Raw genomic sequence first — 16,055 nt, 5'->3', positions numbered from 1 at the left:
TCGCACCGAGGACACGGTAAGCCATTGAGACGCGAGTCGGAAGGCTGCTGTACTCGGACAAATGCGTGCCACATTTAACTGGTATCACGTGGAGTTCATAGCATGGGTCTTGGTCAGCGGCGTCCGCCGCGCAAGGTGAAACCGCGCGCCATTCGCGCACCTCAAACCCCGGTGGTGTCCGCACCATCGGGTGTCGCTGCCGATTCAGTGCAGCACGATGATTCTGTCCTGTCGCTCACTATCGAGCGGCTGGGGCACGATGGCCGTGGCATTGCCCGCGCGCCATCGGGCAAGACCGTGTTCGTCGACCAGGCATTGCCGGGCGAACAGGTCGATGTCCGTATCCACCACCAGCGAGGCCGCTTCGACGAAGCGCACGTCATCGCTCGCACCACATCCTCTCCTGATCGTGTCGAACCTGCCTGCGCCCATTTTGGGGTGTGCGGCGGCTGTGCGTTGCAGCACCTCGCCCCCGACGCCCAGCTGGCTCACAAGCGACAGGTGCTGATTGAGCATTTTGAGCGCGAAGGGCTAAGCATCGACCCACAGCAGGCGCTGACCAGTACCCCCTACGGTTATCGACGTCGTGCTCGACTCGGCGTCAATGTCGATCGCCAAGGCAATCGTCTGCTGGGGTACCGTCGCCATCGCAGCGACCGCGTCTGTGGCATCACCATGTGCCTGGTGCTCGCACCCGCACTGGAACGTTTATTGCAGCCTTTGCATGCCCTCATCGAGCAGCTTGAAGCGCCGCGTCAGGTAGGGCACATTGAACTGCTTGAAGCCGACAACGCGCGCTGCATCGTGGTACGCCAGCTGCGCGATCAGCCTGACGATGAAGCACTGTGGACGGCCTTTGGTGACGCCCACGATGTGCATGTCATGTTTGTGCGTGGCAAGGGTGAGCAGGCGGCATTGGAAGGTGCCACAGACCTGTCCTACCAGCTGGATGTGGCCGGCCGTTCTCTGACGCTAGGATTCCAGCCGGGCGACTTCTTCCAAGTCAACCGTGACGTGAACCGTCAGCTGGTCAGCACGACGCTTGAATGGTTGGCACCGCGTGCCGGTACGGTCGTGTTGGATCTGTTCGCGGGAGTGGGCAACTTCTCATTGGGACTGGCGGCCATGGGCGCTAAGGTCCATGCGTTGGAAGGCCAGCAGGTCATGGTTGAGCGGCTGCTCGACAATGCTCAGCGTAACGGTCTGGACGGCGTCACTGCGGCGGCCGCTGACCTGACGCGCGTTCCGGTGCAGGGTGACTATCACGCTGTGGTGCTTGATCCTCCGCGTGACGGGGCTCGTGCTGTGTGCGAACAGCTGGCCAAACGGCCTGTCTCATCTATTGCGTATGTGTCGTGTAATCCGGCAACGCTGGCGCGCGATGCCGCGCAGCTGGCCAAGGGTGGCTATCGACTGACGCATGCCGCTGTCGTAGACATGTTCCCGCAGACGGCACATCTGGAAACGCTGGCCGTTTTCGAGCGTCGGTAAGCTACCGTTGAGTATGGTTGCCGGGCTTTTGCGCTCGACGCCAGGCATGAAACAGCGGGGTACAGAAGCCCCCGCGAAAACCTGATTAAGGATGTCGCGTTGCGGTCGTTTCTCACGTCGGCAGCGCCGCTTCTGGACAAGTAAGCCTGATAGGCGGAGGGAGGCTCCAGTCATGGTGAAAGTGCGTGAAGACCAGCCATTGCTTCCGGATGGACGCGTCGATATCGAACGATGGGTCGCCGGCCTCGAGCAGAGTATTGCGCTCAAGGATCGTAGCGCCATGGTCGCCGCCTGTCGCATGGCCGAAGACCACGCCCTCAATGCGGCCAAGGAATACCCGTCGTGGCGCAATATCGGCGAAAGCTTTTCCATCGGGCTTGAAATGGCTGACATTCTGGCCGGTCTGCACCTTGACCAGCCGGCGTTGATGGCCGCCGTACTCTATCGCTGCGTGCGCAAGGGCATCCTGCCGATCGAAAAGGTTGAAGAGAAGTTCGGTCATGAAGTGGCCGGGTTGATTGACGGCGTGCAGCGCATGGCGGCTATCAGCCAGCGTCAGATCAACGAAGGCCTAACCCAGTACAACCAGCAGGACAATATCCGGCGCATGCTGGTTACGCTGATCGACGATGTGCGCGTTGCGCTGATCAAGATTGTCGAGCGTACGGCAATGCTGCGTCAGGTGCGCAACGATCCTGAAGAGAAGCAGCAGCGGCTGGCGCGAGAAGTCTTCGATATCTACGCCCCACTGGCGCACCGACTGGGCGTCGGGCAGATCAAGTGGGAGCTGGAAGATCTGGCATTCCGCTACCTGCACACCGCCGACTACAAGGCCGTTGCCCGCCAGCTGGCGGAGAAGCGCCTTGATCGCACCGGCTATATCGATGAAGTGAAGAAGACACTGGCTGAACTGCTGCGCGAGCAGGGCATCCAGAAGTTTGATATCGATGGGCGTGCCAAGCATATCTACTCGATCTGGCGCAAGATGCAGCGCAAGAAGATTGACTTCAGTCAGGTCTACGACGTGCGTGCTGTCAGGGTACTGGTGCCGCGGGTATCCGACTGCTACACCGTGCTGGGTGTGGTGCATTCGCGCTGGCACCATATCCCGCATGAATTCGACGATTACATCGCTAACCCCAAACCCAACGGTTATCAGTCGCTGCATACGGCTGTGCTCGGTCCGCAGAACAAAGTGCTCGAAATTCAGATTCGCACCTTTGCGATGCACGATGACGCTGAGCTGGGGGTGTGCGCGCACTGGCGTTACAAAGGCACCGACCTCAACTCGCGCAGCAGTGGCTACGAGCAGAAGATTGCGTGGATGCGCCACGTCCTCGAATGGCAGGACGAAGTGGGCGAGTCGAGTGACTTCAAGACCGATCTAGCCTCCGATATTGCCGAAGATCGCATCTATGTCTTCACGCCGGACGGTCACGTCATCGACCTGCCGCGCAGTGCAACGCCCATCGACTTTGCCTATCGCGTGCATACCGAAATTGGTCACCGTTGCCGTGGGGCCAAGGTTAACGGGCGCATCGTACCGCTGACCTATCCGCTGTCGACCGGGCAGCAGGTCGAAATTCTGACTTCAAGCCAAGGCGGCCCTAGTCGCGACTGGCTGACCTCGAGTCTTGGCTACGTGCGCACTTCGCGCGCGCGTTCGAAGATTCAGGCCTGGTTTAAACAGCAGGACCGCGACCAGAACGTCCAAGAAGGTCGTGTACTGCTTGAGAAGGAATTCCATCGTCTGGCGCTCGAGGGCCTTGACCTTGAACGGCTGGCTGAGGCGGTCAACTACACCACGCCTGACGACATGTATGCCGCCATCGGTGCAGGTGATCTGCGTATCGGGCAGGTGCTGTCGCAGGCTCAGCAGCTGTTCGGCGACGGTGATGACGATGATGAAGCACAGGAAAAACTCGACAAACTGCTGACGCGCTCGCGTCACGGTGGCGGCAAGGCGGCTGCCGATCAAATTACGGTACTGGGGGTCGGTAATCTCAAGACCCAGATGGCCAACTGCTGCCATCCGGTGCCGGGCGATCAGATCGCGGGGTTCATCACTCACGGTCGTGGTATCACCATTCACCGTGAGGACTGCCCGAACATCCTGCAGCTGCGGTTGGATGACCCCAACCGCGTGGTGCAGGTCGAGTGGGGTGGTCAGCAGACGACAACCTACAGCGTTGATATCGAAATCATCGCATGGGACCGTCATAACCTGCTCAAGGACGTCATCAATGTGCTGTCCAACGAGAAGGCCAACGTACTGGGCGTCAACTCACGCACCAACGATGAAAATATGGCGCGGCTGGTCATCACTCTTGAAGTATCAGGGCTCGAACTGCTGAGCCGTGTCTGCTCGCGCGTTCAGCAGCTGAGCAACGTGACCGATGTCCGCCGCTTGCGTCAGGGAGGAAAGCACGATGGCTGAACAGCGCTATACGCTGGATGATCTGTTGACGCTGATGCGGGTGCTGCGCGACGAGCAGTACGGTTGCCCGTGGGACGTTGAGCAGTCGTGGGACACGATCGTGCCGCATACGCTGGAAGAAGCGTATGAAGTGGCAGATGCCATTGAGCGCCGTGCCTACGACGAGCTGCCGAAAGAGCTGGGCGACCTACTGTTTCAGGTGGTCTACTATGCGCGGTTTGCCGAAGAAGAAGGGCGCTTCGATCTGTACGATGTCATCCATATCCTGACGGCCAAGATGGTGGCGCGTCACCCGCATGTCTTCCCTGACGGTTATCTGGCAAGCCGCCGTGAAGGCGTGCCAGCGCGACGCCTGACCCAAGCCGATGTCAGTCGGATGTGGGAAGCGCGTAAACGTGACGAGCGCGATGAGCGTGCCGAACAGACGCGTGCCTCCCAGCTTGATGACATTCCGGTAGGGTTGCCGGCGCTGTCGCGGTCGCAGAAGCTGTCGAAGCGGGCCTCGCAGGTCGGCTTCGACTGGCCGGACCACCGTGGCGTGATCGAAAAGGTGCACGAGGAGCTCGCTGAGGTTGAAGAAGCCATTGCGCAGGGTGACCCCGCTGCTATCAAGGATGAACTGGGCGACCTGCTGTTCATCACGGCGAGCCTGTGTCGCCACTTCGACATCGATGCTGAAGACGCATTGCGTCAGGGCAACCGTAAATTCGAGCGACGGTTTCGAGCGATGGAACCAGCACTCAATGCCGAAGGCGATCGCGACCCTGAGCGTCTCGACCGTATCTGGGCCGACGCCAAGGCGCGGATTTACGCTGAAGGTTAAGTTCAGACTGAAATAGCAGTATGCTGATGAAGAAGACCGCCTTTCACGGGGCGGTCTTTTGCTGTCTGCCGTCCCGATCCCCTGCGGGCGGGCGCAGCGTGATGTGAGCCACGACAGGCTGACACCGCGGAATAGCGAGTGTGGGGTTGGAAGTCACTTCATAACCATGTACAAGAGAGAGTGCAGACATGACCCGTGCTCACGACCATGGAGAGTCAGATGAACAATGAACAGTCGCCAGCACCATCGGCCACGCTGTCGGTAGGAGACGATTTCGGAGAGTCCCTGCGGGACAATATGACCCTATTGGGCGATATGCTGGGGCGAACAATTGCCGATGATCTCGGTGAGAAGTTCGTCGAGCGTATCGAACATATTCGAGCAGATGCGAAGGCAGCTCGCGATGCCGGTGAGGCGGGGCGCAAGGCCCTGGCCCGCAACCTGCATGACCTGTCCGAAGACGAACTGCTGCCGGTAACCCGTGCCTTCAACCAGTTCCTCAACCTGGCTAACATCGCCGAGCAGCATCACCGCGCGCACGTTCGCCACGTCGAGGACTACCGCCCCGGCACTCAGCCGTACATGGATAGCCTCCTGTCCCGTATCCTTGAGAAGGGCATTCCCGCGGAGCGCATCCTAGACACCCTGTCCACCATGCAGGTCGATCTCGTCCTGACAGCTCATCCGACCGAAGTCGTGCGCCGGACGCTGATCAAAAAGTACGACATGATCGACCAGTGTCTGGGGCAGCTCGAAGCTTGTCAGGAAGAGCCGGAACGCCGTGCCCGCCTGACCGAGCGTCTTGAAGAACTGATCCGCCAGGCTTGGCATACGGATGAGATCCGTCGTGAACGTCCTACGCCTGTAGATGAAGCGCGCGGTGGCTTTGCGGTCATCGAGAACTCGCTGTGGCGCGCACTGCCGGACTTCTATCGTGATCTAGATCGCCAGCTGCTGGCGACGATCGGCGAGCGCCTGCCGCTGACGGCATCCCCCATCCGCTTTGCATCGTGGATGGGGGGTGACCGTGATGGCAACCCGAATGTCACCGCTAAGGTCACGCATGAAGTGCTGCGTCAGGGACGCCTGATGGCCGCCAGCCTCTACATGGACGACCTGCGCTCGCTGCGCAGCCAGCTATCGATGTGGAAAGCCAATGCGGACATTCTCGCCGAGACCGGTGAGGTGAATGAACCCTATCGTGCCATTCTCGACAAGCTGATGGTGCGCATGCAGGCGACCTGCGAAGCGCTATCGGCAGAGCTGAATGGTGATGCCTACGTCACACGTGAAAAACTGGTGCTGACGCGTGCCGATCTGCAGGAACCGCTGATGCGCTGCCACGCCTCGCTGTGCGAGTGCGGGATGGCAAGCATCGCCAACGGTGCGCTGCTCGATACGCTGCGCCGTGTTGCCTGCTTCGGCATGACGCTGTCGCGCCTCGATATCCGTCAGGATTCCGAGCGCCATACAGAAGTGATGGCCGAGCTGGTACAGACACTGTGGAACGAAGACTACGCCGAGTGGGATGAAGCGCGTCGCCAAGAATTCCTGATCCGTGAGCTGGGCTCGCGTCGCCCGCTGATTCCGCGCCACTGGGAATGCTCCGCCGATACGCGCGAAGTGCTGGATACCTTCGAGACTATCGCTCACGAGCCGCGCGAAGCGCTGGGTAGCTATGTCATCTCGATGGCCGGGCAGCCTTCCGACGTGCTGACCGTTGCGCTGTTGATGAAGGAAGCCGGTGGCGCCTACCTGCCGATCGCTCCGCTGTTCGAAACTCTGGCCGACCTTGATCGCTCCGGTAAGGTGGTTGACCGCCTGCTAGACATCCCCGCTTACCGCGCGCTGATTCATGGTCGCCAAGAAGTGATGATCGGCTATTCCGACTCCGCCAAGGATGCCGGACAGCTGGCCGCAGCATGGGCTCAGTACCGTGCCCAAGAAACGCTGGTGAGTATCTGCAACGCCCGCAACGTACACCTGACCCTGTTCCACGGTCGTGGTGGTACCGTCGGTCGTGGGGGCGGTCCGGTACACGCTGCCATCCTGTCGCAGCCGCCGGGTTCCGTGAACGGCAGCCTGCGTGTGACCGAGCAGGGCGAAATGATTCGCTTCAAGTTCGGTCAGCCGGAAGTTGCGATTCGCAACATGGAAATCTACGCGATTTCTGTGCTCGAAGCTTCGCTGCTGCCTCCGCCGGCACCGCGCCCCGAATGGCGTGAAGAGATGGACCGTCTGGCCGAGCAGGCCCACCGTGTCTACGTGCACGTTGTCCGCGAAACGCCGGGATTCGTACCGTACTTCCGTACGGTCACGCCGGAAACCGCACTGGGGCAGCTGCCGCTTGGCTCTCGCCCTGCACGCCGTCAGAAACAGGGCGGTGGGGTAGAAACGCTGCGTGCGATTCCGTGGATCTTCGCGTGGACGCAGACGCGCTTGATGCTGCCGGCATGGCTGGGCAGCGACGCCGCGTTCTCCGAGCGTATCGAGACACCCGAAGGATTGGCACGGCTGCAGGAAATGATGACGCAGTGGCCGTTCTTTGGTACCTATCTCGACCTGCTGGAAATGCTGTTGTCGAAGGCCGATCCGTCAATCACGGCCGACTACGAACAGCACCTGCTGCCCGATCCCGAGCTGCGACTGCTAGGTGAGTCGCTGCGCGAGCGTCTGGCCGTGCTGCGCGGTGCTCTGCTGACCATTACCGGTCAGAAGACGCTGCTCGAACATGCCCCGCTGATCAAGCAGGCCATTGATGTGCGCAACCCGTACATCGATCCGCTGCACCGTCTGCAGGCCGAATTGCTGCAGCGTCAGCGTGTAGCCAACGGCGATATCCCGGTATCGTTGCGTCGAGCGCTGATGGTCACGATGGCGGGTATCGCGGCGGGTCTGCGTAACACCGGTTGATGATAAAAAACTGATTGCGGCACTTGAAAAGTGCGGCAAAAAGCCTCATACCTAAGGTATCAGCAAGCTGCCGCTGGGCAGTGTGCTTCACTGATGACAGGTATGCGGCGAAAAGGGCCGGTGCATACCGGCCCTTTTTTCGTTGCCGTTCGATATTCACAAGGATTAGGAGTACAGAACATGGCTTATCAGCTGCCGACACTGCCGTACGCATATGATGCACTGGAACCGCATTTCGATCGCCAGACGATGGAAATCCACCATACCAAGCATCACCAGACCTACGTCACCAATGCCAATGCGGCACTGGAAAAGCTGCCAGCTGAACTGGCTTCGTTGTCTCCGGAAGCGCTGATCCAGAAACTGGACAAAGTGCCGGCTGAGTTGCAGACCGCCGTGCGCAACAACGTAGGTGGCCATGCCAACCACAGCCTGTTCTGGACGGTACTGACACCGAACGCCAGCAAAACGCCGACCGGTAAAGTGGCCGCGGCCATCAACGACGCGTTTGGTAGCTTTGAAGCGTTCCAGGAAAAATTCGAAGCCGCGGCCAAAACACGTTTTGGTTCCGGCTGGGCATGGCTGGTCGTCAACAAAGACGGCAAGCTGGAAGTGACCTCTTCCGCCAACCAAGACAGCCCGCTGGCCTCTAAAGCGTTCGGCGGCAGTGACGCTACCCCGATTCTGGGTCTGGATGTCTGGGAACACGCTTATTACCTGCACTACCAGAACCGTCGTCCTGACTACATCAAAGCGTTCTGGAACCTGGTCAACTGGGATGAAGTCGAACGTCGCTTCGACGCTGCCCTTTGATTCAGCACTGCGCTGCACCGGCTATCGGCTGACCCGATAGCCGATCAGTAAGTGAACAAGCGCCGTCCGCTATTGCGGGCGGCGCTGTCGTATGTGGCGTACGGTGGTCAATGGCTCCGCATGCGATCCTCTCGTCTGGACGCAAAGTGATGTCGCTGTGATGACGAACCGCGCTTTCGTGGCAGCAGAGAGGGGTGTAGCGGAGAGGCCATGTGCCTTGAGGCCGTGTGGTCAGTGAAATACACACGAGATGGCGCATAAAAAAACGCACAGGCGAGGGCGAGTCCATTTTCAAAGGGCTCGCTGCCTGTGCGTGTCTCGCTAGCGTGCGAGAAGAGGATCACTCACTGCAGGTCGTACGAAACCTTGCTGATGCTGTTGCAGTCACGGTTACCCGCGCCGACCAAATGCAGCTGGTAGGTGTATACGCTGGTCACATACAGTGCGTTGCCTTCCCCTTGTGCCAGATTGCTGCTGTGGCAGGTCGTTTCAACTGACCCTTGCGGGCGCAGTGACTGGGCGTCATAGGCATTGACCGTACGCGCTATGCGATCGTTGACGAACAGCGTCTTCTGATCGCGGGTCAGCACCAGTTCGATGGGCTGTACCATCGGTTGATAGTGGGCCAGCGCAAGGCTGTTATCGGGTCTGATATCAAACACGTACAGCCCGTGGCGATGCGCTTTGGCAAAATCGGCAAACTTGCTCAGGTATTCCTGATAGTGCTTAGCCCCCGTTTCTTTGGGGTCGATATCGCGGCTGTTGACGGCATACAGTCGGTGATGCGTTTCATCGACGATCATGTTGAGGAACGCGGGCGATCCTTCGCCGAAATCCATCCCTTTGGGTAGTGTGTAGCGTGTGACCTTGCCGGTGGCCTCATCGACCTTGCGGAAGTCACGTCCGCCGGTGTAGATGACGTTGTTCGCCATGAAGAGCGCGTGACCGCTGGAGGCATTCTTGATGGTCTTGCGTTCAAGCGCTGTGTTTTGGAATAGATTTTGGGTTGGGAAGTAGGTCAGATCTGCCTTGAATTCTTTGCTGCCGGGATCCTCCTCCTCTGAGCGCACAACGCCATAGATTCGGTCGCCATCACTGCTGAATTTGGCTTGGCGAACGCGCACTTCCTTCCAGCTGTTGAAGACCGATCCCGCATTGACCCGCACATTGTCGGCCGTCAGCGCGCCGTATCCATTCTGTGCGGCGGTCGGTTTCGTCATGTCCCATACCACGTAGCGACCGATGAAGGTTTGCTGCCCCATCAACTTGCCCGCGTTGTAGTCGATCGAGTGCAGTGGCTGAAGGTAGTTGAGCACGCTGAGGGGTTTAGCCGCTGGGGTGTTGTAGTGCTGGATAAAATGGGTGAAGTCCTGCGGCGTGCCGTGCTTGCTTTCCCCAGCGCTGGCCACGGCGGGGTAGTCCTTGACGTCCCAGCGCGTCACGCTGCCATCGTCCTTGATCTGAATGAAGCGAGCATAGCCTTCAATGGCAAAGCGCTTGCTCAGCGGCAGCTGCGGATCGTCAGAATTGAGGCGGTCTTCACCGGCCTTGCCTGATGTCGAGCCGAAGGATGCGGCATAGACCGAGTGGCGAAGGTTCGGCTGTACCGACGCATCGTCTCCCACATACACCAGCTGATAGGGCTTTTCGGTCGGAGGCATGTCCTTCACGACGGGCTGGATGGACATGGCGGCCTGCGCGTGCTGGGTCGCAAGGGCCAGTATGAGCGCAGAGGCTAGAGAAAGCGGTGCACGATGGACGAACGGCGTAGGCATTGCAGACTCCCCGTAGGCAGGATGGAGTCGCTATCTTAAACATATTAAACGCAAATGAAAATCATTATCATTTTGTGGATATAAGTGCTGTGGGCATAGACGCTGTGGATATAGAAAAGGCCCGTCCGGAGGGCGGGCCTTTGGTGGCGGCTACCAATATGGTCGCGACGCTTACGATGCGGTTACCGCTTCGCCGCTGTCCTGTGAGGGAGAGGTACGGCGTGGCAGGGTGAAGATCGCCAGGAACGTGAGGGCAAGGATGACAAGTGCCATCAGTGTATAGGTGCCGGTATAGCCCAGCGATGTTTTGTAGCTCAGCCCGATCAGCGACGATAGGAAGATAGTGGAGACTTGCTGCGAGCACTGGAAGCCAATCAGAAAGACGGTGGCCGTAAAGCGTTCTTCAAAGTGCTGAGCGATGTACTTGAACGTCGAGAGGATCAGCAGCGGAATCTCGATGGCCTGCAGCAGTTTCAGCCCACCGGCCCAGTAGATTTGGTAGCTCGCCGGGATATAAGCCGTCAGGCTGATCGTGAGGATACGGATGCCCATGATGGCTCCGGCGATCAAGAGCCCGTTACGTGCGCCGGTCTTATTGATGATGAACGGCAGGAATATGGTGCAGGCGGCTTCGATCAGCATCTGAACCGCCATAATCGAACCGGCTATCTGCTGGCCTACTTCGGGGATTTCAAACAGTTCGGAAAAGAAGATGGGGTACTGTTGATCGAACAGCATAAAGCCGCCGCTAACGATAAAGAGATAGCTGACCAAACGCCAGAATTTGGAGTTGCTCATTAGCGCCCGGATATCCTCCATCGGGCTTTTTTTCTTGGATGACGCGGCGGATGCCTCTTCGACCCGCTCCAGCGGTGTCGTATCCAGTGTCATCAGTGCAATTAGGAATAGAATGCCGCTGATGCTGGAGACCCAGAAGCAGATATAGGGGTTGAAGGTCAGCCAGAAGCCGCTCATGACCGTGGCGGCGGATGCGCCCAGCGGTGCCCACAGGCGTACTTGGCCGTACTCGAAATAGCCCAGACGTCGCGTCGCCTGCTCACAGTAGCTCTCGACCGATGACACACCGCTCTGGATGATGGTGCCGAAGTAGAGACCTGCGATTGCCACCGCCAGCACGAAGGAGAATTTGGCGGCGACCACAAAGAGCACACCGAGTATGGGTGTGGTCAGTGCCAGCCCGATGCCAATGATGGCCAGCAGCTTTCTGGATGTGCCCAGCATGCCTTGCCAGACACCGAAGACGGGGGCGCAGAACAGCGCGATGAAGGCAATGGCGGTATATATGATCGATATCTGAGCGGCATCCAATTGAAGTTCAGTCTTCAGAAAGGACTGAAACATGATGAAGCTCGAACCGAGCGATATGAAGAACAACAGTATGAGGGCGCTAAGCGTCAGATAGTATCGAACTGCACGTGTGGGCATAGAGGAATGCTCTCCGTTATAACGGGGTAGAAATACGAGTGCTATACGACTGCCGAGCGGTTCGGCACCATATTACAAGCGGGGGCTGTTAGCGCTTGAGGAGAAGCGCTAGCGATATTCTCGGTGTGCATGCAAGCAAAATGAATGCATGAAATTTCACGATATCGATAATTACGGCAAATATAACACATCGGTGAATAACGAATGAGTGTGGTGAATAAACGTATCCATCCGCCGAAGCGAATGGATACGTTGATATTCGATATGATGACGCGCTCGAATATCAGGCCTGTGAGGTAGCGGCCGTGGTCGTAGCGTCGCCCGCGATGGAAGACTGTCCGCGACGTGGCAGCGTGAAAGTGGCCAGAATGGTAAAGGCCAGAATGACGATCGCCATCAGCGTGTAGGTGCCGGTATAGCCGAGCGAGCTTTTGTAGCTGAGACCGAGCAGCGAGGACAGGAAGATCGTGGAGACTTGCTGAGAGCACTGGAACGACAGCAGGTAGATCGTGGCTGTGAAGCGTTCGGCAAAGTGTCTGGAGATGTACTTGAAGGTCGAGATGATCAGGATAGGCACTTCAACGGCCTGCAGCAGTTTCAGTGCGCCAGCCCAGTACGGTTGAATTTCACGCGGCAGGTGAAGCGTCATGCTGATCAGGAAGATGCGCAGTGCCATGACCAGCCCGCCCAGCAGCAGGCCGTTGCGTGCGCCGATCTTGTTGACCAGTGACGGCAGCAGCAGCGTCATGATGGCTTCGCCGATCATCTGGACACTCAGGATCATGCTGGCGCGCTGTGCACCTTCGTTCGCCATGTCGGCAGGGAACAGCGAGGCATAGAACAGCGGGAACTGCTGGTCGAACAGCATGAAACCACCGGTGGCAATGAACAAAAACGAAATCAGTGCCCAGAAGGTGGTGCTGCGCAGCAGCATGAAGGTGTCTTTGAAAGAACCGGCGGCCTGCGCTTCGACTTCAGCGATGGTTTCCTTGCGTTCTGGTTCCAGATCCTTGGCGCTGAACGAGAACAGTACAAGCAGGAAGAGTACGCCGCTGATGCTGGAGACCCAGAAGCAGAAATATGGGTTGATCTTCAGCAGATAGCCGCTCAGTGCGGTGGCACTGGCGCAGCCGATTGGCGCCCAGAAGCGTGCGCGACCATATTCGAAAGCGCCGAGGTGGCGAGTCGCTTGTTCGCAGTAGCTTTCGACCGTACCTACACCGCTTTGGATCATGGTCCCGAAATAGAGACCGGCGATGATAGCTGCGGGCAGGAAGGCGACATGGTGGTACACGTAGACCATCAGCATGCCCAGAATGGGGAAGCAAAGGACTAGCCCGATACCGATGATGCCCAGCAGTTTTTTGGAGTTGCCCAGCATGTCCTGCCATGCCCCGAACAGCGGTGCACAGAACAGAGCGACAAAGGCAATGAAGGTGTAGACCGTGCCGATCTGTGGCGCAGTGAGGTGCAACTCGTCACTCAAGAATGACTGGAACAGTACGAAACAGGACCCAAGTGCGATGTAGAACAACAACAGCATGGCACTGAAAGTCAGGTAGTATCGAACTACATGCTTTTTCATGAGCAGAACTCCTGGAGATTCTATAAGGGTCAGAGCAGGTGCACAGGAAGATGGCTTGGTCAGCAACGTTGTTCCGATCGTGCATGCTCTGTCACATTTCCAATCTACCATTCGTGGGAAATAACAGAAGATCGCTTACAACTTATTGATGAGGCTGGAATGTTGTCTATTGGTCTATGCCCGATCGATAACTTTTAGAGGCGCGGCTTTGTGCAAATGGGTTGTGTTCTCAGCTAATCCGATACGTCACGTGCTGATGAAAATCGAAGACTCGAAAGGTGGGGGCGGTAGCTGACTGAAAGGAGAGGGAAATTAGTGATGGCCTGTGCAAACCTGTCGACGACAGGCCTTCGACGCGACACTCGTCGCCACCGATCAGCACGCAGCGTTTAACAAGAACACCGGCCCTGAACGGTAGAGCGTTCATAGGCGATGTCGACCAGGTCAAGCACCGAACATGCCTCATTTATGGCGCACAATGTTGTCGGTATGGCGGCGCCGCATGATGAAATGCCCCTGCTCAACGGCTCAACGGCTCAACGGCTCAACGGCTCAACGGCTCAACGGCTCAACGGCTCAACGGCTCAACGGCTCAACGGCTCAACGGCTCAACGGCTCAACGGCTCAACGGCTCAACGGCTCAACGGCTCATTTCTTTCGGGCGGTTCTCCGAGCCTTTCTTACGGTCTTTTTACCCATGCCGCGCAGCGCGGAGAAGTTGCTGCGCCCGACTTCATCAATCAGGACGTTCAGCCCTTCCGTCAGCGGCTGCATGAACTGTCCGTAGCGCATCTGCTTTTCACTGATGGCTTCAAGCTGGGACTCCCAGTGTGCCGTCATGTCGGGGGCCACCATGCGTTCCGGTAGGCTACCGACAAGCTGCCTGCCGATTTCCGTTGAGTGGATTTCCTTGCCTTTCTTGATCAAAAACTGGCGCTTAAACAGCAGCTCGATGATTCCTGCTCGGGTAGCTTCTGTGCCTAGACCGTCGGTATCTCGGAGTACCTTCTTCACCTCTGGATCTGATACGAAGCGTGCGATACCCGTCATGGCGGCCAGCAGGGTAGCATCGGTGAAGCGTTTGGGAGGCGTGGTCTGCTTTTCATCGACCTTGCCGTCAGTGCACGTGACGGGGTCGCCCGCCGTCACGTCAGGCAGGGCGGTAGCTCGCGCTTCCGAGTTTTGTCCGGCAGGCTTCTGTGGGGGCAGTAGTGCTTTCCATCCCTCGGCTATAACAGAGGTCTGGCGGGCGATGAACAGGCCACCCTCTATCTCGCTGTCGATCTGATGCTCCGCATATTCGAAGGGCGGATAGAACTGCATCAGATACTGACGGGCAATCAAGGCATAGACGTTGCTTTCGTCCTGAGTGAGTCGTTCAGCAGCCATGGCCCGAGAGGTAGGGATAATGGCATGGTGCGCGCTGATCTTGGCATCGTTCCAGGCCTTGCTCTTGAGGCTGAGGTTGGCATTCTGCACGGCTTTTGCCAGCGTTGTTGCCGTTTGAGCGATTGATTGGGTGACCGTCTGCCGCTCGTGGTAGTGATCCTTTGGCAGGTAGCGACAGTCTGAGCGCGGATAGGTGATGAGCTTGTGGCGTTCATAGAGTTGCTGGCATATATCCAGCGTTTTCTGAGCGTTCAGGTTGAAGCGTTTTGATGCGTCGATCTGAAGCGCCGATAGATTGTAGGGCAGCGGTGCGGCCTGCTGTTTCCTGTCGCGCGTGACGACTTTGATAAGCCCTTCCTTGCCTTTCACCTTGGCCAGAACGAACTCGGCCAGCTTTCGTGAAAGCATCCGCTTCTCATCGTCCATATAAGGCTGGCAGGCAGCGCTGGGTTTCCATTTGGCGATGAAAGACTCGCCCGCCGCGGTGCGCAGCGTGACCAGCACCTCATAAAACGGCTTGGAAACGAAGTGTTCGATTTCGCGGTCCCGATGCACGACCAGCCCTAGCACGGGGGTCTGTACGCGCCCGATAGACAGCACGCCGTTGTAGCCGGCACTCTGGCCCAGCAGTGTGCAGAGGCGTGTCATGTTGATGCCGTAGAGCCAGTCAGCCCTTGCCCTGGCCAGCGCGGAGGTGGCCAGCGGAATAAACTCGGTGTTCTTGCGCAGGTTGTTGAGCGCTTTCTTGATGGCGGCCGGGTTCATATCGTTAACCAGACAGCGCAGCGTGGCTTCACGTTTGGTCTTGCCGATTCCCGAGTAGTTGATGACCTCGTCTACCAAGATCTGACCGACGCGATCGGGGTCGCCCATGTTGACCAGCTGATCGGCTTCCTTGATCAGCTTCTTAACGGTGTTGAATTGCTTACGCGTCTGACTTTTGACGTGCTGCTTCCATTCGACGGGCACAATGGGAAGGTGTTCTTTCTTCCACTTCTTGTAGGCAGGGTCATAGGCTTCCGGCTCGGCCTGTTCCAACAAGTGACCGATGCACCACGTGACGACGTCGCCATTCGCGACCCGGATGAAGCCGTCTCCTTTCTGATGAGGCTTGGGCAGTACGTCTGCAACGGCGCGTCCAACGCTGGGCTTTTCGGCAATGTACAGAATCAACGTCCGTGTCCTTGATCGAGCGGTATGGCGCCGTTCCTGGCAGGGCGGGGCGCAGGTTCGAGCGATGACGTAGTGCTATCCGTCACGAGGGTTAGCCGTTGCCGTGTATTCTGCCGGTAACGGCATTTTTGGGTCACCGTGTCGCGTGTCGGGCCGCACGGCTAAGCGATATTTCGGAGCCTCTTCACGGCGTGCTGTGACAGAGGAGCG

At 58.1% G+C, this 16,055-nt stretch carries 9 protein-coding genes; 5 read left to right on the top strand and 4 right to left on the bottom strand.

What is annotated here, in order from left to right:
• Positions 1-102: 102 nt before the first annotated feature.
• The 5 genes from ACMHYW_RS09480 to ACMHYW_RS09460 all read left to right on the top strand — a co-directional run bounded on the left by ACMHYW_RS09480 (position 103) and on the right by ACMHYW_RS09460 (position 8,477).
• Entirely contained in the window at positions 103-1,491 is a 1,389-nt protein-coding gene (locus ACMHYW_RS09480; RefSeq protein ID WP_414499723.1) for a TRAM domain-containing protein, read from the top strand.
• Positions 1,492-1,663: 172 nt separating this feature from the next.
• Positions 1,664-3,928 (top strand): GTP diphosphokinase, encoded by a 2,265-nt coding sequence (gene relA / locus ACMHYW_RS09475; RefSeq protein WP_414499722.1) that lies wholly within the window; start codon positions 1,664-1,666, stop codon positions 3,926-3,928.
• Positions 3,921-4,751, top strand: coding sequence for a nucleoside triphosphate pyrophosphohydrolase (gene mazG / locus ACMHYW_RS09470; RefSeq protein ID WP_414499721.1), 831 nt, complete (start codon positions 3,921-3,923; stop codon positions 4,749-4,751). Before relA ends, mazG begins: the two co-directional genes overlap by 8 nt.
• Before the next feature lie 219 nt (positions 4,752-4,970).
• On the top strand, positions 4,971-7,664 hold the full coding sequence (ppc, locus tag ACMHYW_RS09465) for a phosphoenolpyruvate carboxylase (RefSeq protein WP_414499720.1): 2,694 nt from the start codon (positions 4,971-4,973) through the stop codon (positions 7,662-7,664).
• 180 nt (positions 7,665-7,844) lie between these two features.
• A complete protein-coding gene (locus tag ACMHYW_RS09460) occupies positions 7,845-8,477 on the top strand; it encodes a superoxide dismutase (protein ID WP_414499719.1) in 633 nt (210 codons plus the stop codon).
• A gap of 344 nt (positions 8,478-8,821) precedes the next feature.
• On the opposite strand, the gene ACMHYW_RS09455 is transcribed toward ACMHYW_RS09460, so the two are convergent.
• The 4 genes from ACMHYW_RS09455 to ACMHYW_RS09440 form a co-directional block, all read right to left on the bottom strand.
• Positions 8,822-10,252 (bottom strand): hypothetical protein, encoded by a 1,431-nt coding sequence (locus tag ACMHYW_RS09455; protein WP_414499718.1) that lies wholly within the window; start codon positions 10,250-10,252, stop codon positions 8,822-8,824.
• A 171-nt stretch (positions 10,253-10,423) separates the two neighbouring features.
• Entirely contained in the window at positions 10,424-11,698 is a 1,275-nt protein-coding gene (locus ACMHYW_RS09450) for an oligosaccharide MFS transporter (protein WP_414499717.1), read from the bottom strand.
• A gap of 283 nt (positions 11,699-11,981) precedes the next feature.
• Entirely contained in the window at positions 11,982-13,283 is a 1,302-nt protein-coding gene (locus ACMHYW_RS09445) for an oligosaccharide MFS transporter (RefSeq protein WP_414499716.1), read from the bottom strand.
• A 648-nt stretch (positions 13,284-13,931) separates the two neighbouring features.
• Positions 13,932-15,845 (bottom strand): DNA topoisomerase III, encoded by a 1,914-nt coding sequence (locus tag ACMHYW_RS09440; protein ID WP_414499715.1) that lies wholly within the window; start codon positions 15,843-15,845, stop codon positions 13,932-13,934.
• Between the last annotated feature and the right edge of the window lie 210 nt (positions 15,846-16,055).

Origin of the sequence: Zymobacter sp. IVIA_12111.31 C1, assembly GCF_047495495.1 — a bacterium.
Classification (GTDB): domain Bacteria; phylum Pseudomonadota; class Gammaproteobacteria; order Pseudomonadales; family Halomonadaceae; genus Zymobacter.
Note: the sequence above shows the minus strand (reverse complement) of the source record. Positions and strands in the feature narration are given on the sequence as shown.